General features: G+C 49.0%; 16 protein-coding genes. 3 read left to right on the forward strand and 13 right to left on the reverse strand.

Features of this window, described 5'->3' with window-relative positions:
* Positions 1-38 precede the first annotated feature (38 nt).
* Complete coding sequence (gene pepN / locus ACJJI6_RS10375) at positions 39-2,669, reverse strand: aminopeptidase N (protein WP_475713325.1); 2,631 nt, start codon at positions 2,667-2,669, stop codon at positions 39-41.
* 517 nt (positions 2,670-3,186) lie between these two features.
* Here pepN and ACJJI6_RS10380 point away from each other — a divergent pair.
* From ACJJI6_RS10380 to ACJJI6_RS10390, 3 genes are all read left to right on the forward strand, one after another.
* Complete coding sequence (locus tag ACJJI6_RS10380; protein ID WP_475713326.1) at positions 3,187-6,177, forward strand: intermembrane phospholipid transport protein YdbH family protein; 2,991 nt, start codon at positions 3,187-3,189, stop codon at positions 6,175-6,177.
* Positions 6,178-6,358: 181 nt separating this feature from the next.
* The gene (locus ACJJI6_RS10385) at positions 6,359-6,553 is read left to right on the forward strand and encodes a YnbE family lipoprotein (protein ID WP_282931815.1); all 195 of its coding nucleotides are present in this window, start codon (positions 6,359-6,361) and stop codon (positions 6,551-6,553) included.
* 10 nt (positions 6,554-6,563) lie between these two features.
* Positions 6,564-6,890 (forward strand): YdbL family probable chaperone protein, encoded by a 327-nt coding sequence (locus ACJJI6_RS10390; protein ID WP_282931814.1) that lies wholly within the window; start codon positions 6,564-6,566, stop codon positions 6,888-6,890.
* Between the two features lie 92 nt (positions 6,891-6,982).
* Here the strand turns inward: ACJJI6_RS10390 and rpoS are convergent, their stop codons facing one another.
* From rpoS to tilS, 12 genes are all read right to left on the reverse strand, one after another.
* Entirely contained in the window at positions 6,983-8,029 is a 1,047-nt protein-coding gene (gene rpoS, locus ACJJI6_RS10395) for an RNA polymerase sigma factor RpoS (protein WP_445357950.1), read from the reverse strand.
* A gap of 199 nt (positions 8,030-8,228) precedes the next feature.
* On the reverse strand, positions 8,229-8,990 hold the full coding sequence (locus tag ACJJI6_RS10400; protein ID WP_413664894.1) for a peptidoglycan DD-metalloendopeptidase family protein: 762 nt from the start codon (positions 8,988-8,990) through the stop codon (positions 8,229-8,231).
* Positions 8,991-9,184: 194 nt separating this feature from the next.
* Positions 9,185-10,147, reverse strand: coding sequence for a DUF368 domain-containing protein (locus ACJJI6_RS10405; protein ID WP_445357949.1), 963 nt, complete (start codon positions 10,145-10,147; stop codon positions 9,185-9,187).
* Positions 10,144-10,815: a protein-L-isoaspartate(D-aspartate) O-methyltransferase gene (locus ACJJI6_RS10410; protein WP_444927127.1), complete on the reverse strand. Its 672-nt coding sequence runs from the start codon at positions 10,813-10,815 to the stop codon at positions 10,144-10,146. Before ACJJI6_RS10410 ends, ACJJI6_RS10405 begins: the two co-directional genes overlap by 4 nt.
* Positions 10,816-11,136: 321 nt before the next feature.
* A complete protein-coding gene (truD, locus tag ACJJI6_RS10415) occupies positions 11,137-12,099 on the reverse strand; it encodes a tRNA pseudouridine(13) synthase TruD (protein ID WP_475713327.1) in 963 nt (320 codons plus the stop codon).
* Positions 12,092-12,577, reverse strand: coding sequence for a 2-C-methyl-D-erythritol 2,4-cyclodiphosphate synthase (gene ispF / locus ACJJI6_RS10420; protein WP_475713328.1), 486 nt, complete (start codon positions 12,575-12,577; stop codon positions 12,092-12,094). Before ispF ends, truD begins: the two co-directional genes overlap by 8 nt.
* On the reverse strand, positions 12,577-13,296 hold the full coding sequence (ispD, locus tag ACJJI6_RS10425) for a 2-C-methyl-D-erythritol 4-phosphate cytidylyltransferase (RefSeq protein ID WP_444912446.1): 720 nt from the start codon (positions 13,294-13,296) through the stop codon (positions 12,577-12,579). Before ispD ends, ispF begins: the two co-directional genes overlap by 1 nt.
* Positions 13,293-13,580, reverse strand: coding sequence for a septum formation initiator family protein (locus ACJJI6_RS10430; RefSeq protein ID WP_282931806.1), 288 nt, complete (start codon positions 13,578-13,580; stop codon positions 13,293-13,295). Before ACJJI6_RS10430 ends, ispD begins: the two co-directional genes overlap by 4 nt.
* A 93-nt stretch (positions 13,581-13,673) precedes the next feature.
* On the reverse strand, positions 13,674-14,960 hold the full coding sequence (gene eno, locus ACJJI6_RS10435; protein ID WP_444898143.1) for a phosphopyruvate hydratase: 1,287 nt from the start codon (positions 14,958-14,960) through the stop codon (positions 13,674-13,676).
* A gap of 141 nt (positions 14,961-15,101) precedes the next feature.
* On the reverse strand, positions 15,102-15,947 hold the full coding sequence (gene kdsA / locus ACJJI6_RS10440; RefSeq protein ID WP_475713329.1) for a 3-deoxy-8-phosphooctulonate synthase: 846 nt from the start codon (positions 15,945-15,947) through the stop codon (positions 15,102-15,104).
* Positions 15,948-16,001: 54 nt separating this feature from the next.
* Entirely contained in the window at positions 16,002-17,636 is a 1,635-nt protein-coding gene (gene pyrG / locus ACJJI6_RS10445; protein ID WP_252085084.1) for a CTP synthase, read from the reverse strand.
* Between the two features lie 125 nt (positions 17,637-17,761).
* On the reverse strand, positions 17,762-19,072 hold the full coding sequence (gene tilS, locus ACJJI6_RS10450; RefSeq protein WP_475713330.1) for a tRNA lysidine(34) synthetase TilS: 1,311 nt from the start codon (positions 19,070-19,072) through the stop codon (positions 17,762-17,764).
* Between the last annotated feature and the right edge of the window lie 33 nt (positions 19,073-19,105).

The following is a 19,105-nucleotide window of genomic DNA, read 5'->3' on the forward strand; positions in this document are numbered from 1 at the left end:
ATGGGGTATGTGCAGCATACCCCAAGCGGGCATTTATTTTAAATCAAGCTTTTGCTGACTACCTCAAACAAATCCTTAGATAGGTCTCCCGAATCAGCAACCCTTTGCAGGGCAACTTTCATCTTCACACCCAGGCTACCAGAGTATTTTTTCCAACGTGTGATCGGTATAACCAGCCTTGCTGAAATTTGTGGATTTAGCTTGTCCAAGGCCAGAACCTGATCGGCAACAAACTCAAACCCGCTACCATCGCTCTTATGGAATTGCTTAAAATTACGATTAGCAAAACCACCTATTACAGACCTTACTTTATTGGGGTTTTTCATTTCAAAAGCAGGGTGATCCATAAGTGCACGAATATTTTCCAATGTACCGCGCTTGGGACTACAACTCTGCTGACCCAGCCATAGTTCTACTACTTGAGTATCGGTTTTCCAGCGCTCATAAAATTGTTCAATCAACCCCCTGGCTCGGTCTTCCGGTGCATGATTAATAATAACAGCGAGAGCCGCCGCACTATCTGTCATATTACTAGCGCTCTCAAACTGAACCTGGGCTATATCTAACGCCTCCTCAGTTTCTGTTATGCACATATAGGATAAACAGGTATTTTTAAGTCGTCTTTGCGCAATATCTAACGCATTCGGGCTATAGGGCTTTGTGGTATTCAATTCTAGATAGCGCTTGCGAAATTCATCAAATAATTCACCTGCAATTACCTTCTTTACAAATTCCCTCGCAACAATTATTGCTTCCGCATCAATAGATGATGACTCTTCAGCGATAAACTGCTCACTGGGCAATTGCAAGATCTCTGCGACCAGCGCTAGATCGAGATCAACATCCTCTAAAACCTCTTTATAAGCACTGATTAAACTTGGTTGTACCTGTAGTTCCTCACCTTTACGAAAAGCCACCTGAAGCTCACACAAAGCATTTAATGCTAGGCGCTGACTTGCATCCCAGCGGTTAAACGTGTCCTTATCCTTGCTCATTAAAAATTGAAGCTGCTCATTACTATAGTTGTACCTTATTTTTACTGGAGCGGAGAAGCCTCGCAGCAATGAGGGTAAAGGCTTCTCCGCAAGTCCGGAAAACTCAAAAGATTGCTCATCTTCTGTTAACTGTAAAACAGTTTCAGTATCACCCTGCTCATTGAGTACAAGCTCTGCGCCATCAGCCCCCAGCAATCCAATTCTTATTGGTAAGTGGAAAGGTAACTTCTCTTCCTGACCAGGCGATGAAGGGCAAGACTGGCGAATAGTTAGACTATAAGTGCCATCAGTTTCATTAAAACTATCTGTCACATCAAGTATCGGCGTGCCTGCTTGACTGTACCAGTTGCGGAATTGCTTCAGTTCAACCTTGTTAGCATCTTCCATCGCCTTTACGAAATCTTCACAGGTTACCGCGCAACCATCGTGCTGCTGAAAGTACAAGTCACTTCCTTTGCGGAACCCTTCTGCACCTAAGAGTGTATGAATCATCCGTACAACTTCCGCACCCTTTTCATAAATTGTCAGAGTGTAAAAGTTTGAAATTTCTATATAAGAATCTGGCCTGATAGGATGGGCCATAGGGCCGGCATCTTCAGCAAACTGGGTAGTACGCAAAAGGGATACATCTTCAATACGCTTAACCGCTCGGGAATTAAGATCAGCGGAGAACTCCGCATCACGAAATACGGTAAAACCTTCCTTCAGACTCAACTGAAACCAATCCCGGCAAGTAACCCGATTGCCGGACCAGTTGTGAAAATACTCATGTCCTACAATAGACTCAATCCGCTGAAAAGCTGAATCCGTTGCTGTTTCTGGACTAGCGAGCACACAGGCCGAATTGAAAATATTCAATCCTTTGTTTTCCATAGCCCCCATATTGAAATGATCAACAGCAACAATCATAAAGATGTCTAGGTCATATTCCTTTCCGTAAGTTTCCTCATCCCAACGCATCGCATTTTTAAGTGAGCGCATAGCATGATCACACTTCCCAATATTTTTCGCTTCCGTAAAGATCTGTAACTTAACCTTTCTACCAGAGGCTGTTGTGAAGCTATCTTCCACATGCTCCAAGTCCCCGCCTACCAACGCAAATAAGTAAGCCGGCTTGGCGAATGGATCTTCCCAAGTTACAAACTGACGACCATCTTCATATCTACCCCTTTCAACTTCATTGCCATTTGAAAGTAGTACTGGGTGGTCCATCGGCGCGACGATGGTGGTGGTAAATTTGGACATAACATCCGGCCGGTCAGGATAGAAAGTAATTTTTCTAAATCCTTCAGCTTCACATTGAGTGCAATACATACCATTAGAGAGATATAATCCCTCTAGAGATGTGTTTTCCTCCGGATTTATCCGATTGCGGATTTCCAGCAGAAATTCTGGTTTCTCTACAGGGATAGACAGGCCCTCAGGTAGAACCTGATAATCAGATGTAGACAACAAAACTCCATCCAAAGAAACCGAAAGTAATTCCAGCTCGACACCATCCAGCACTAAAGGCGGCAGCCCTGCACCCGCTTGCGGATTTCTGCGAATATTCAAACGAGATTTGACCAAAGTTGCCTTGGGTTCCAGCTCAAAATGTAAATCAGTAGCATCCACCAAGTAATCTGGTACTTGATAGTCTTTCAGGTAAATGGTCTTTGGCTGGCTATCTTTCATTATTGAAACACCTTCAGTCGTTCTATGCCCTTCCGGGGCAGTATGAATTCGATTAATTGGACCAACAATATCGTTACCCGGGCTAATACTATTTATCACCCAAGTTAAAAACCGGACTATAGCTTCCCAGCGCGATTGGTGCCACGCATAGATAAGTTAGATTAATACTTGCCCTTGCAGCCTTGCCCACCGGCACTCTTGGCACATCTGCCTACACAGGCGTGGCGGCAACAGCGGCGGAGAAGCTAAAAACTATCAATATAGCCATTAATATAGATAAAAACTATTAATTAATGGTCGATTATCTATCTACATAAAGCACTTATTGTCTGCCCCACCCCACAGCACAGTAGATACTCATCAACATGGCGAGAAATTGCAGCAAGTATAATTATCCAATCTGGTAAACTCGCCATAAGGTAGAAGTAAGGGATTAAAGTATTCCTACTCCACCCTTTTGTAACGAATAATAGATTTAAGTTTGAGCTAATCTCTTGCGGGAACTCCGAGGTTCAGTGTGCGTAAACTCCGTATATCCATCATAACCCTATCTTGTTTTTTAGCTGCGCTCATAGCAGCTAGCTGGTGGAAAAAGGATATCGTTGCTTCTCAGCTGATCAATATTTTCTCAGGAGAGGTAGTTATTCAGGAGCTGACAGGTCTACAACTGGGTTTTAAAGAAGTTTCGATCCAGGAAGTTCGCCTAAAGTCCAGTGTAAATAGCATTATCCTCCTTGAGGGAGTAAAAATTGTCTATCCTTTCCATATTATTTATGACCGAGATAATACTCAAAAAATTGAACTATCAATAGAGAAGCTAACCAGGAGCATGGAAGCTGAAGATATCGTTACCAAAGCCCATATCGACGAGCAGCTCCCGGAAAATAATGTCAAGACAAGTAATACATTATCGTTAAGTGCCCTAAGCCAAAGTCTAACCCGCTTTTTGCCAGGCAAGATATCCGTTAAGCAAATAGTACTCGATGACCAATTGATTGGCGGCCCACTAAATATAGCTCGCGACAACACAAAAATTCATGCCGAAACTCCCCTTAAACACCCCCAGTTTGGCGAGCTTAATTTATATTTTGAGGCTTTTTTAGGTTTGTCAGAAATCAAACTAAAACCCAGAATACTAACTAACAACTCAAAGCTTCTGTCTGAAGCTGATATAACTATTGCTAAACTAGAAACTGATAGATGGGTTTTAAACAGTGAACTTGTATCAGAGCTGGAATCTATAGCCCCACTGATAGAGATATTTGAACCTAAAGCTAGCTCTACAACTAAGCCGACAGTATCAGGCAAAATTATAGCTACCACCGCGATTAGCTTGCCAGACAATCTGCTATCCATTTCAAGCTACCGAGAAATTGACATTCAACTTAATGGCAATGATCTAAAGGCCACAATCCCATACGCTCAACTAAACTCCAATATAGAAGCCCAATTATCTATAAGTAATCCAATAAAAATAACACTTGACTCACTATTTCCATTTAAACCTCGACATATCAAGGGGAGTGGCGAGTTTGATATAGCTTTAAGTACTGATAAAAACACCAATACCCCGCTATTAAGTGCGGACTTTAGCTCGAGCACATCGGCGACATCTCCCGAATTAGATATCGAAGGTACTTTTCATCTAACAAGTGCAAATACTATAGTTAATTCCCCCCTATATCTCAGGCACTTGCCAGCACTACCTATAGATAGTGTTAATGGAGATGTGGCATTTAAGGGTAAACTTCAACTAAGTTCGCTTAACAATATTAACTCTCCAGAAGTAAATAGCTTTCAATTAGAATTGATACCAAACCAAACTATTCAATTGGATATTTCAGCTCCCACATCAGGAAAAAACTCGCCTTTAATTACTACCGGATTGCATCAGAGCAAGATTCAGGCAAGCATTAAAGATCTTATCTCCATTACAGGTGACCTGACCAATCCCAATAAAAGAGATATTAAGGTCGAACAAGGATCTCTAACTGCAACAATACAAGGCTCCAATGGGGACTCGACAGTACAGTTAACCGCTAGCGGCATACAATGTCACTTCTCTGATATCAGTGCCTGTAACTTTGAGCTGAAGACAAAGGTACCCCAACTTTATGAGCGGGCCAGAGAATTAGCAGTTACCAATCTGAGTTCAACGGCCAAGGCAAAGATTGAAAGCAATCTTAAAGGTCAAAACTTTACTCTAGAGAGCATTAAAGTATCTGGAGAAAAAATAGCAACCAAAACATTGGCGGCTGACAGAGTAAACTTAGATATACCAACAGTACACTGCGAAATAACAGAACCTACAATCTGCACTCTCCCAGAAATAAGCAGTCAGTTTGGAATTATCAACACCAAGCAATTTTCCCTTTCTGGAGACCTCAACTTTCTTGATAGTATTGTTACCATCAAAAATGGTGCTGCAGCGCTGGACAGTGAATTTAATAGTAACAATTTAGAGATTGAGACATCGGAAAAGTACAAGGTTAACTCTTCAGCCAAAGGCAAGCTATCCCTGCAACACAATAAGCTAACAAGTCATAGTCAAATTAAAGCAGGTGCAATTAAAATTGATTTAAGCGGCTCTTACGACTTATCAAAATCCTCAGGTGGAGTTGAATTTTCCGTTCCTGAAGTTACCTTTAGTACGGATCCCTCTCTAAACGATACGATCCAGGGGCTTCCCCTCAATATCGTCTCGGGCAGACTTTCTGCCGGTGGTTCTGTGTCTTTGCCCCCCCGGTCCAAAGATAGTATCCATGTTTCATTGGACGATATTGCAGCAACCTATAAGGATAGTTTTGCCACCGGAATCAGTGGAGATCTAAAAGTAGAAAACGAAGATGGGCACTGGATCACACCTACACCATACCCACTATCGATAGAATCTATTAACGCGGGTTTACCAGTGAAAAATATCCAGTTATCACTGCAACTGGATAAACAGAAAGATATTACATTGCATAATTTTTCTGCTGACTTTTTGCAAGGCAAGGTTACTTCATCAGCCCTTATTTGGAATCTCGCTGAAGAGACTCGAAAAAGCATTGTACATGCACAAGGTATTTCCCTGGAGGCTTTAGCACTGGAGACAAACTCAGAGAACTTTGAGGCCAGCGGGCTAATTAATTTAGAAATCCCCATTGTAACGGGGCCTGAGGGTATCACTGTGGAAGCCGGTCACCTTCAGGGTGAAGCTCCAGGCGGACGCTTACGCTACTACGGAGCCTTTTCTCCGCAGATGCTGGCAAGCAACCCCCAACTTAAGTTGATAGCCAATGCACTGGAAGATTATGAGTTTCAAACACTGGAAGGCAGCATAGACTATCCAGCCAGCGGAGATCTCCAACTACAGCTAAAGCTGGTTGGTCGAAGTGAGGCTATCGATTCTGATCGAGACCTGGTGATCAACCTAAACCTTGAAAACAATATCCCAGACATGCTGCGCTCATTGCAAGCCAGTCGTGATTTGACTGAAACTCTGGAAAAGCAGCTGGACCAATAGGTCAGGAGTGAAGTAGCCTTTATTGGTATGTACAAGCCTGCTTGGTTCATCACCGGTTAAGGTTGACTCAATAAAATACTTGAGTCTGCCGGCATCCAACTCACCTGCTGAACCAGGCAGGTAACACGGGCTAGGTACAAAAAGTAAAAGGGTACCAAAGAGGTACTGTGAGGAGTGTCAGATGAAAGCCAGCCGACTGATTCCTATGGGGCTGCTATACGCTATGGTTGCTACAGGGTGTACACCCACTGTAGCGGTAAAGGCTCCCAGTGAGCCAATTACAGTAAACCTGAATGTGAAAATTGAGCATGAAATTCGGGTCAAGGTCGACAAGGACCTGGACAACCTGTTTGAAGACAAGGAAGGGATTTTCTAAGGAGGCAAATATGAAGACATTAATGAAAGCCTTTTTGGCACTGAGCTTATTAATCGCCCTGCCTGCAATGGCAATTTCCCTGAATGAAGCCAAAAGTAAGGGCCTGGTTGGTGAAGCCAATAGCGGATACATCGCTATCGTAGATGCCAGCTCACCAGAATTAGAAAAACTGGTCAAAGAAGTGAATGCCAAGCGAAAAGCTGCTTACGCTCGAATCGCTGAACGCAATAAAATTGATATAGCCCAAGTGGCAACACGCGCCGCTGAAAAGTTGGAAGCCCGCTTGTCACCCGGAGAATACTACCAGGACAATCTGGGACGCTGGGTAAGGAAGTAACTCATAGCCCGAGGACTTCAGCTTAGCAAGGCGGAGTGATAAAAAACCCCACAGCCAGATAGCGGCAGTGGGGTTTTATCAAGGAGTAGAGACTACAAATTGCCAAATAGTGACTGCCCGTCGAGTCCCTGCTTCTCCATAACCTCTCTTAATCGTTTAAGTGCATCCACCTGTATCTGCCTGACCCGCTCCCTGGTGAGACCGATTTCACGTCCAACCTCTTCCAGGGTGCTCGCTTCAAACCCTCGCAAACCAAACCGCCGAGATACTACTTCACACTGCTTGTCAGGTAACTCTCCTAACCAGCGGTTGATACTGTCAAAAAGGTCGCTGTCCTGTAAGAGCTCTGCTGGGTCGGACTCCTGCTGATCGGGGATGGTATCTACCAAGGTCTTCTCAGAAGAGGGGCCAATGGGAGTATCTACAGAAGTAACCCGCTCATTGAGCCCAAGCATACGCTCGACATCTTCGACCGGCTTCTCAAGGAGGGTGGCAATTTCCTCTGCAGATGGCTCGTGATCCAGCTTTTGCGCCAACTCTCGAGATGCGCGCAAGTACACATTTAACTCTTTCACGACATGGATGGGCAGGCGTATGGTTCGGGTCTGATTCATTATGGCCCGTTCTATCGTCTGACGTATCCACCAGGTGGCGTAAGTGGAAAAGCGAAAGCCTCTCTCTGGATCAAACTTCTCAACTGCTCGAATCAAGCCCAGATTGCCTTCCTCAATAAGGTCCAGCAGTGCCAAACCTCGGCTAACGTAGCGGCGAGCAATCTTTACAACAAGGCGAAGATTGCTCTCGATCATTCGTTTTCTTGCCGCAGCATCTCCACGCAAAGCCTTGCGCGCGTAATACACCTCTTCTTCTGCGGTCAATAGGGGGGAGAATCCAATTTCATTGAGATAGAGTTGAGTAGCGTCGAGATTTTTCTGCAAATGGCCATCGCCATCCAATCTACAAACTCTACTTTTCTCTGCCTGGGAGGGTGCGGAACTCTTTTTAGCCGCAGATTTCCGCGTGCGACTAACACCTGCTTCAGTTGAACCTAATTTCTGCTCATCATTTTCAACGTCTAACTCAGGAGGAAAGTCTTCTGCCTGGCCAGCCATAGACTGGTCTTGCCGTTGTGCTTCCATTTCCCCTGCTCCTTGTACTTTGCCAATTTCAGCCGCACAACACACTCGGACATTGATAACACAACTATCAATGCCGCAGGTATGTGGCGACAGCCACTGAATCGGCTGACCCTGGGATGGCCACGATTACAGTGACTACCTCAAGTGGTACTAGTTAAAAGTCCATTTTTATTTGCAGAGCTTTACTGCGGCCGTGAACTTACGGTAAGTAGGCAAGAGGGTCTACTGGCTGACCGTTTTTGCGAATCTCAAAGTGGAGCTTGTTGCGGTCGGTACCACTCGAACCCAGTTCCGCTATCCTTTGCCCCGCCTTTACCCTGCTGCCCTCCTTTACGAGCAACCGGTGATTGTGTGCATAGGCACTGAGGTAAACCTCGTTGTGCTTGACGATCAGCAGCTTTCCATAACCTCTCAAGGCGCTTCCTGCGTAGATCACGGTGCCATCAGCCGCTGCCAGTACAGACTCACCCTTTTCACCCGCGATATCAACTCCCTTACGCAATGGGTCCCCAGAGCGGAAGTGACTAATCACTTTCCCCTTGGCGGGCCAGCGCCAGTTGACCGATCCGCTCCGGCGAGATGCTGTTGATTGGCGCTTTGGGCTTGGTGTTAAAGATTTTTTAGCAGTGGTCGTTTGTGTTGTTTTCGGTTTAGCTTTTGTGACTGGCGCTTTTTGTTTCTTTTGCGCACTAGCGGTGCTCTTGGTTGGCACTGAGCCCGTCAGCCTGATTCTCTGCCCAGGATATATTTGATAAGGGGAGCGGATGCCATTTATCGCCGCCAATTGGCGAAAATCCTTGCCGTAACGCCAGGCTATCGAATAGAGGGTATCTCCTTTACCGACCGTGTGGTGGGTAATTTTGATACTCGGGGGCTGGCGTAGGGAGCTTGAGGGAGCCTTATGGCTGGAACAGGAGGAAACGGCCTGCAGCAGAACCAGCAAGCCTAATATTTTAAACACCCCCCACAAACAATGACCGATTTTAGGGAGTTTGTTCCGCCAATATCGGCGCTCAAGAGGTTGCAAAAGATGACATTCCATTATTCTCTTTTTACATCAGACCACGGCATTTATGGAAAAAGTGTCTAAAGAAAAGCTCCAAAAATCTCTGGAAAAGTTTGATAAAACGCTGCCATACCGAGATTTTCCAGATCTTATTGCGGAGTGGCGCAAGACTTCTCTCTGTGCACCTTGCCAAAGAAGTCTACAGCGAGAACCAAGAGCGCTGCCCCTAGAGCCGCAACAATTGCGCCCCCCAAATGAGCACTGTCGCCGGTTTGCTCGACATAAGTTAGCGGAGAAGTGTTGGATAGCAAAGGGGCCAATTTGCTTGATGCTTCGATTTCCCCAGAAATTGGCAGTTTCCAGGGCCAAATAATTTTCAGACTACCCAACAAAACCCCGGCAAGAAATGCCAATGTCCTAGCTACATATTTGTGCATCAGCCAAGACAACAAGCGACTGAAGAGCATCAGCCCTATTGCCGCCCCTGCCGCAAAGCACAATAGGTTTGAAATTTGGAGTTCATGAACTGCAGCTAAAACCTTGGGGTATATCCCGATTAATAACAGCAGGAAAGCGCCGGAAATTCCCGGCAGTGCCATCGCACATATTGCCAAAGCACCTGATAAAAACAGCGTAAGTGGAGTTGCCGGTATCTCCGAAGGCCGCATCTCACTCACTGTTACTGCAAGCGCAATACCCAGTGCGAGAAAAACCAAAACAGATGACGACCACCGGGGAATATTTCTCACAATGGGAACAATTGAGGCGAGAACCAAACCGAAAAAGAATGACCATACAACAATTGGATAATTTTGCAGTAAGCCACTAATCAGGTGGGCCAAGCTAAAAACGCTCAACAATACTCCAAGGAAAAGAGAGAGCAAAAAGCTCCCATTAATATAGCGCCAAGTAGATAGAAACCCCTCCTTCCGCCACACTGTAATACAATGCGGGCCTATTCGACTGAGGGAGTCCAAAAGCTCCTGGTAGATGCCGGTAATAAAGGCAATAGTTCCCCCGGAAACACCGGGCACCACATCGGCAGCCCCCATTGCCATTCCCCGCAGTAGTACTCCGGGGTAGCGACTTTTTAGAACCTCAGCAAATCTCATCGAACCACGCCACCGAGTAAAGGCACGAAACGTACCGCTTCCAACTTTTCCACATCAAACTTATTACTATCCTCACGACGAGTCACCATCGTCAGGTATTGCTGCTCAGCCCCCACCGGAATTACCAAAACCCCATTGGGAGCCAGCTGTTCTCGCAGCTCATCAGGAATCATTGCGGGTGCTGCTGCAGCCAGGATAGCATCGTAAGGACCCTCTTCTTTCCAACCAAAGCCCCCATTGCTGAGCTTGTACTCTACATTGCTATAACCCAGCTCCCCCAACCGATGGCGAGCGGTTTCCAATAGAGGTTCGACACGCTCGACGGAATAAAGTTGTTCGACCAAACGAGCAAGAATGGCCGTTTGGTAGCCAGAGCCCGTACCCACTTCCAGAACTCGGTGTAGAGACTTGGCTCTACTCAGTAAGAGTTCAGTCATACGGGCGACAATGTATGGCTGGGAAATAGTTTGGCCATACCCTATGGGCAAAGCAGTATCTTCATAAGCCCGAATAGCCAGGGCCTCATCCAAAAAGAGGTGTCGAGGTGTAGATGCCATTACATCCAGTACCTCCTCATTGGATATCCCCTCTTCCCGCAATCGCTGGATCAAGCGATTACGGGTTCGCTGGGAAGTCATCCCCAGACCTTCTTGTCTCAAGCGGTCCATATTCTTTTCTTGTCCATGATTTGTGCAACAGCGCCAGTCACTTAAGGAGCCTCCGAATAACTCCGTAATGCCTCTGCGGGCCTTGAAGGCTGCAGATGTTAGGCGCAGCTCGCCGCGAATGGCCGTAGCCCTTTGCAAGAGCTGCAACGCAGCAGCTGTGGCCTTCAAGGCCCGCCCTTCGGGGCTTGCAGAGCGATTCACACTCCGCGTTGCGACTTCTTGAAAGGTCTAGACATTCCTGCGAAGCCGCGCCTTGATTGTGAACCGCTCTGCATGCCAGAGGTATCACGGAGTTATTCGGAGGCTCCTAAAATACAAATTTTATGTGCACTGTTTAACATTGACCAGCTGAGCTATCTCCCGTAGCAAAGCCGTAGCAAAAGTACCCGGTGGCAAGGCAAATTCGACGATTAAATAATCACCTTCCCACTCATAGCGAAACGCCTCCGGGGATAAAATCATGGCCCGGCGTTCCTGGCTAAGACCGCAGTGCTCCAGCCAGTTGCACCAAGGCTGCCACGGAGACAGCACTTGCTCTTCCAACTGCCCCAGGGCATCCGTTGACAGGTTTCTGCCACGCCCCCAAAGAGGCCCGGTTGGGTAATCTTCAGGCTCTCCAACGAGGGGGCTCTGCCAGGTTCCGGTGTTGACTCGTTCAGCCAAAACCTGGTTGAACAGCCAGCTACGGGCAGCAGACATGGCGAAGGCCTTTTCGCTTTTGCGGCAGCGACCGTCCTCTTCAGCTAAGTTTTTTGCCAAGCTAAGGTTATTGCCATCAATCCCAAAGCGCTGTTCACCGAAGTAATTGGGCACCCCTTTGGGAATCAGCTGAAGTACTTCTTCTGCTTTGTCCCGGTCACCTTCTACATTGCGCAGCCGAATCTTGAAGCGATTCCCCATATGCTCGCCACGACGCAACTTGCGTGGTCCCCGGAAGGCCTGGAGCAATGAAATCTCATCGCTGTTAATTTGCGACCAGTCTGCTTCTGGCTTTTGTCCGAGCCATACACTGAACCATTGAGTGGTAACAGCATGTCGGTCTTTCAAGCCATAAAAGCTGACATCCCGGCTTTGCACCCCAGCTAACTTCGCCAATTCCTTGGCAACCCAGGTGGTATTTGCCCCGCGCTTTTTAACCTGCAAGTAAACATGCTCGCCATCTTTATCAGCCGGCGGTATAGCCAGTTCATCGACAATAAAATCTTCTGGTTCTGTGCGAAAATCGCCAGAAATTACCGCACCCCCAAGCGCTCGGGGCCAATCCAGGTTCCAAACTTCAGACATCTTTGCGCTCTAATAAAACAGTAGCTTGCGCGGCGATACCCTCACCGCGACCAGTAAATCCAAGCTTTTCTGTAGTGGTTGCTTTGACACTGACCGCATCGCAATCAACACCACAGTCAGCGGCAATATTGACTCGCATTCCATCGATATGCGGAGCCATTTTGGGGGCCTGGGCAATCAACGTCATATCCGCATTAACCAGGCGATACCCTTTACTATCGATTAATCCAACAACATGTCGAAGCAGGTTTCTGCTATCCGCTCCGGCAAATTGTTCATCGTTATCGGGAAAGTGTTTACCGATATCTCCCAGGGCCAGAGCACCCAGTAAGGCATCCGATAGGGCGTGCAGTAAAACATCCCCATCAGAATGAGCTACCAAACCATACCCATAGGGGATTTGTACTCCTCCGAGCACTACATGATCACCAGGGCCAAATGCGTGCACATCAAAGCCCTGGCCTATTCGAAAACTCACTATCGCTTATCCTCAGTCGGGGAGTAGCGCAGACGTAAAATAGTTTCTGCAATTATGATATCGGCGGGGTGCGTCACTTTAATATTGTCACTATCACCCGCAACCAATTGCGGTGAATGGCCAAAAAACTCCAGTGCACTGGCTTCATCGGTTACAGCGACACCTTGTTCCAGGGCTTTACCAAGGCATGAGTGCAGAGTACTGAGAGGGGCCCGCTGTGGGGTTTGCGCCAACCAAATACTTTCGCGGTCAACCGTTTCTTCCACACAGGCTACACCGCCAGTCATATGACTGCGCTTTAATGTGTCGCTTGCGGGGCGCGCCAAAAGTGCCATCGGTGAGACTTCGTCACTGAGTAAAGCGCAAATATCGCGCTCAGACACACAGGGTCGTGCAGCATCGTGGACTAAAACCGGAGTATCGCCGCTTTCTCGCTCCGCCAGGAAATCCAGGGCGGACTGAACAGAGTCTGCTCTCTCAGCTCCACCAATGACGGTGTGTACCAAGGGGTGGTTTGCTTCTTTCAGGTGAGGGAAGTAGGTATCCTGCTCTGATAGCGATACTACAACGCCAGCCAAACCTGGCCACCCAAGAATATTTTTTAAAGTCAGGGATAGCAGTGGTCGCCCGAGCAATGGCAGGTACTGTTTCGGGCGATCAGCCCCCATACGTTTGCCAACGCCGGCAGCGGGTACAATGACCCAATAATCCTTAATCAATTTTCAGCCTCTTCCTTATCCAGGAAGATAAACAGTGTTTCCCCTTCCTTGATCAGTCCCAGGTCATAACGGGCTTTCGCTTCCACACCATCAGTGCCAACTTTCAAACTGCGGACTTCCCTAAACAGTTGACGGTTTTCCCGCACCAGCGCGATATTTTTTTCTTGCTGTTGGGCTAATTGACGCTTGAGACGGGTAACTTCGGCGAGACTACCTTCACCAACCCAAAGTCGGTACTGGGTGGCGAGGAGCATAATGGTGAGTATTGCCAGCAGCCATTTCATACGAGATTACGATATTTCGCTTGTTCGTATTTATAGTACTACAAAGAGGAGCTGGCCCCTCTTTGTAGTACTTGCACGCTAATAAATAATGGATTACTTGAATTCAGCGCGGCCGCGATAAGGAGCGGAACCATTCAGCTCAGCTTCGATGCGCAGCAGACGGTTGTACTTGGCTACGCGGTCTGAGCGGCAAAGGGAACCGGTCTTGATTTGACCAGCAGCAGTCGCAACCGCCAGATCCGCAATAGTAGTATCTTCGGTCTCACCGGAGCGGTGAGAGATCACAGCGGTGTAGCCCGCATCTTTAGCCATTTTGATCGCATCCAGAGTCTCGGACAGAGAGCCGATCTGGTTGAACTTGATCAAGATAGAGTTACCGACACCTTTCTCGATACCTTCCTTCAGGATCTTGGTGTTGGTTACGAACAGGTCGTCACCTACCAGCTGTACTTTTTCACCGATTTTGTCGGTGAGCACTTTCCAACCGTCCCAATCACTCTCGTCCATACCGTCTTCGATAGACAGGATCGGATAGTTGGCGGACAGATCGGCCAGGTAGCTGGCAAAACCTTCGCTGTCGAACTGCTTGCCTTCGCCAGCCAGATCGTACTTGCCATCTTTGTAGAACTCGGAAGAAGCGCAGTCCAGAGCCAGGGTAATGTCATCGCCCAGGGTGTAACCGGCCTTTTCTACCGCTTCAGCAATCACTTTCAGCGCTGCTTCGTTGGAAGGCAGGTTCGGAGCAAAGCCTCCTTCATCGCCAACTGCAGTGTTCAGGCTGTTGCTGGACAGTACTTTCTTCAGGGAGTGGAAGATCTCAGCACCTTGGCGCAGAGCTTCGGCAAAAGATTCAGCCTTAACGGGCTGAACCATAAATTCCTGGATATCCACATTGTTGTCAGCGTGTTCGCCGCCATTGAGGATATTCATCATCGGTACCGGCATGGAGTACTCGCCCGGAGTGCCGTTTACCTCAGCAATGTGCTGGTACAAGGGGATTTTTTTGGAAGCGGCAGCTGCTTTAGCGGCAGCCAGGGAAACCGCCAAAATAGCGTTGGCGCCGAAGTTCGCCTTATTTTCAGTGCCGTCGGCATCTATCATCGCCTTGTCCAGGGCGCGCTGATCAGTAGCATCCATACCCTTGAGCAGGTCGGCGATAGTAGTGTTGATATTTTCAACCGCTTTCAGGACACCCTTGCCCAAGTAACGGCTTTTATCGCCATCGCGAAGTTCCAGCGCTTCACGGGAGCCTGTGGAGGCACCGGAGGGGGCGCAGGCGGAGCCAATAGAACCATCCTCCAGGATTACATCGGCTTCAACGGTAGGGTTACCGCGAGAATCCATTACTTCAAAGGCTTTAACAGCGACAATCTTGCTCATTTACAATGGGCTCCGTATTGGTACTTACTGAAAATAGGTTTTCGTAAATCAGACGTTATGCACTTTTGCTACAGCGCTCAGGCTAAATAGCAGAGGGGAAAGTGCCGCGCGCCCAATCAGGGCGCGCAAAAATATCTCTTTTTATTTCGTATCCAGCGGCTCAAAACCTTTAATCAGGTCATCTACCGCTTTCATCTGCGCCAGGAATGGCTCCAGCTTTTCCAGTGGCAATGCACTGGGGCCATCACACAATGCTTTGTTTGGATTCGGGTGTGCTTCCAGGAACAGGCCGGCAATCCCGATAGCCAGACCTGCACGGCCCAGCTCAGTGACCTGTGCACGGCGACCACCAGAAGCTGCACCGGAAGGATCGCGCATTTGCAGTGAGTGGGTGACGTCAAAAATCAGCGGCGCACCGCCGGAGGCATTGATCATGGTGCTAAAGCCCAGCATATCGACAACCAGGTTGTCGTAGCCAAAGCAGGCACCGCGCTCACACAAAAGAATCTTTTCGTTGCCACACTCAGCAAATTTCTCCACCACATTTTTTACTTGCGGCGGGCTCATAAACTGGGGCTTTTTGACATTGATCACTGCACCAGTCGCTGCCATAGCGGCGACCAGATCAGTTTGGCGGGCCAGGAAGGCCGGCAGCTGGATAATATCCACGACTTCGGCAACCGGAGCAGCCTGGTGTACTTCGTGGACATCAGTAATCAAGGGAACCTTAAAGGTATCTTTGATTTCCTGAAAAATCTTCAGGCCTTCTTCCATTCCCGGTCCGCGATAGGAATTGATGGAAGAGCGATTGGCCTTGTCAAAAGACGCTTTAAAAACATAGGGAATACCCAGTTTTTCAGTGACTTTTACATAGTGCTCAGCCACCTGCATCGCCAGGTCGCGGGATTCCAGTACATTCATACCGCCAAACAGCGCAAAGGGCTTATCGTTGGCGACCTGAATATTTCCGACTTCAATTGTTTTCACTGTCAGCTCCCTGTCATCTCACCCCCAGTCACAGAGACTGGGGGCGGATACTGATTAACCCTGGTTTTCACGCTGCTTCATTGCGGCGGCAACAAAGCTTTCGAACAGCGGATGGCCGTCACGCGGGGTTGAAGTAAATTCCGGGTGGAACTGGCAAGCAACGAACCAGGGATGGTTCGGCAATTCAACCATTTCTACCAGGGTATCGTCTGCAGACCAGCCGCCAATTTTCAAACCAGCTTGCTGCAGGCGATCAACGTAATTGTTGTTCACTTCGTAGCGGTGGCGGTGGCGTTCTACAATGACGTCTGCGCCGTAGATATCGCGAGCCTTGGTGTCTTTAGCCAAGCGACACTCCTGACCGCCCAAGCGCATGGTGCCACCCAGGTCGGACTGCTCATCGCGCTTCTCGATATTGCCTTCGCTATCGATCCACTCTGTGATCAGGCCGATAACCGGGTGCGGGGTTTTAGTATTGAATTCAGTACTGTTGGCACCTTCGAGGCCGAGCACATTACGCGCGAACTCGATAACCACAGACTGCAAACCGAGGCAGATGCCCAGGTAAGGAATATTGTTTTCACGAGCGTAGCGAACAGATTCAAGCTTGCCCTCTAAACCGCGCTCACCAAATCCGCCGGGAACCAGGATTGCATCGGCATCCTTGATCAGGTCAATGCCGTTCTCACCCTCAACGTCTTCAGCGTTGATAAAGTCGATATCCACTTTGCAGCGATGCTTGATACCCGCATGGGTCAGGGACTCGATCAGGGACTTATAGGCATCCAGCAACTCCATGTATTTGCCAACCATGGCAATTTTCACTTCGTGCTGCGGGTTCAGCTTGCCATCGACCACCTCATCCCACTCGGAAAGGTCTGGTGCCTGGCATTCCAGCTGCAGTTTTTCCACAACGATATCGTCGAGGCCGTAACTGTGCAGAAGACGCGGTACGCCGTAGATGGTCTTGGCATCGGGCAGAGGTACAACAGCGCGCTCTTCCACATTAGTGAACAGTGCGATCTTGCGGCGGGAGTCCTCATCGATCTCGCGCTCGGAACGGCACAGCAGAATATCCGGCTGCAAGCCGATTGAACGCAACTCTTTAACAGAGTGCTGAGTCGGCTTGGTCTTGGTTTCACCAGCAGTGGCAAGGAAAGGCACATAGCTCAGGTGGATCAACAGGGCGCGATTGGTGCCCATTTCCACACGCAGCTGACGCACAGACTCCAGGAACGGTTGGGATTCGATATCACCTACGGTGCCACCGATTTCAACAATAGCGACGTCGACATCGCGGCCACCTTCTACAACGCGGCGCTTGATCTCGTCGGTAATATGGGGGATCACCTGTACGGTGCCACCCAAGTAGTCACCACGGCGCTCTTTGCGCAGTACGGTTTCGTACACGCGGCCGGTGGTGAAGTTGTTACGCTTGGACATCCGGGTACGGATAAAGCGTTCGTAGTGACCCAGGTCCAGGTCAGTCTCGGCACCATCCTCGGTGACATACACCTCGCCGTGCTGGAAGGGACTCATGGTACCCGGGTCTACGTTGATGTAGGGGTCCAGTTTGAGGATGGTAACCTTGAGGCCACGGGCCTCGAGAATGGCGGCCAAAGAGGCGGAGGCGATACCTTTCCCCAACGAGGAAACCACGCCACCAGTTACAAAAATATAGCGCGTCATGCAAAACCTTGGTCAGTTGAGCGCTCGATGAATGTCGAGCTTACAGGGCTGGCCCGGGCGGATAATCCAGCTTCTCCCGGTGCCTTTTAGACGGGGCGCCAGGGTAGCAGAAACCCCCTTAACACTCAATCGAAAAACCGCCAGCCGGGTGGTTCATCCGGGATGGCGCAGCCTGCTTTGCATGAAAAGAGCCCCGCGACAGCCACCAGATCATCCCCCAAAAATACCAATGGGACGCGATCCCTGAGCCAGGGCTCAAGGGCCCACTCCTGCAAGAGCTTCTTAAGCGTTTGTGACCTGGAGCGATTTACCGGATGAGCACGCTCCCCTCCTCTGCGATAACACACTCTATAGTCGTCCACGGGCCAATCCGAAGATGGCCGAAGAGTGCCACCCGCTGGCAGAGCCAGGTTAGAGCTGCCATCCCAGTGCCAACTTTTATCGGAACTATTGGCAATTGGCGCCAACTCAGGAGTCAGATAAAGACGATCCCGAAAACGCCGCACCACACGCCCGCCCAAATTAACTTCAAGCTGCGCATCCTCCGCCGCATGAGTCACCTGGGAAAGCGCCTGATTTAATAGGGCTGACTCTGGCGGCCGCCCCCCTTGGCGCAACACCCAATGCCGCATAAGGTTTTTACGGCGCCCCTCGCTAAGGCTGAAGAAGCGAGGCAGGGCCAGGCTTTCGCCAAATCGCTCCACCTTTAAATCAACCTCCTCCAGGTCAGCAAGTGCCAACTCAGACAGCAAGTCCGCAGACTCCCTCAGGTTCTCCGCTGCCCGAGCGATCTGGCGACTCACTCCCCAACGCTGGTTGAGCAGTGGCACAACTCGATGCCGCAAAAAATTCCGCTCTAGGGCCTCATCCGCATTGCTGTCATCTTCAATCCAGCTCAATCCATGAGCCTCAGCCCACTGCTCTAGCTCTTTTCGCCCCGCTCCGAGTAGAGGGCGCAGTAAGTACTTATTATCTCCGATCGTTCGACTCTCGGACATGCAGGCCAATCCCAACACGCCCGCGCCCCGCATTAAGCGCAGCAGGAAAGTCTCAGCTTGGTCGTCCGCGTGGTGACCGAGCAGAATTTGATCACCTTCGGACATCACCTGATTGAAGGCGGCATATCTCGCCCGGCGAGCCCCCTGCTCCAATCCGCCATCTTTGTAATCAACAGTAACCTGAATGGCTGTAAAGGGTACCGCCAGACTTTCAGCAAACTCTTTACAGTGAGCCAGCCAAATGTCCGCATTTGTATTTAGGCCATGGTGAATATGAAGCGCACGCACGGGAACCTGGCAAGTTACCAGAAGGTGCAGGAGAACAGTGGAGTCCAGACCACCAGAAAACCCCACCCACAACTGGCCGCTGGCAGGGTGGGACTTTAGTAATCCCTTTATCAGAGTTGGGAGTTTTTCAGGGGGGTCTACGGATTTCACAAGAGGTCGAGCCAGAATCAAATTTTCAAAAGT

It is taken from the genome of Microbulbifer maximicatervae (SeqCode) (assembly GCF_056232625.1).

Excerpts from the sequence above, each read along its gene's own strand:
- rpoS (WP_445357950.1), bottom strand. The coding sequence starts at position 8,029 with ATGGAAGCACAACGGCAAGACCAGTCTATGGCTGGCCAGGCAGAAGAC.
- ACJJI6_RS10410 (WP_444927127.1), bottom strand. The coding sequence starts at position 10,815 with ATGGACCGCTTGAGACAAGAAGGTCTGGGGATGACTTCCCAGCGAACC.
- ACJJI6_RS10390 (WP_282931814.1), top strand. The coding sequence starts at position 6,564 with ATGAAGACATTAATGAAAGCCTTTTTGGCACTGAGCTTATTAATCGCC.
- pepN (WP_475713325.1), bottom strand. The coding sequence starts at position 2,669 with ATGAAAGATAGCCAGCCAAAGACCATTTACCTGAAAGACTATCAAGTA.
- eno (WP_444898143.1), bottom strand. The coding sequence starts at position 14,960 with ATGAGCAAGATTGTCGCTGTTAAAGCCTTTGAAGTAATGGATTCTCGC.
- ACJJI6_RS10430 (WP_282931806.1), bottom strand. The coding sequence starts at position 13,580 with ATGAAATGGCTGCTGGCAATACTCACCATTATGCTCCTCGCCACCCAG.
- pyrG (WP_252085084.1), bottom strand. The coding sequence starts at position 17,636 with ATGACGCGCTATATTTTTGTAACTGGTGGCGTGGTTTCCTCGTTGGGG.
- truD (WP_475713327.1), bottom strand. The coding sequence starts at position 12,099 with ATGTCTGAAGTTTGGAACCTGGATTGGCCCCGAGCGCTTGGGGGTGCG.
- ACJJI6_RS10385 (WP_282931815.1), top strand. The coding sequence starts at position 6,359 with ATGAAAGCCAGCCGACTGATTCCTATGGGGCTGCTATACGCTATGGTT.
- ACJJI6_RS10405 (WP_445357949.1), bottom strand. The coding sequence starts at position 10,147 with ATGAGATTTGCTGAGGTTCTAAAAAGTCGCTACCCCGGAGTACTACTG.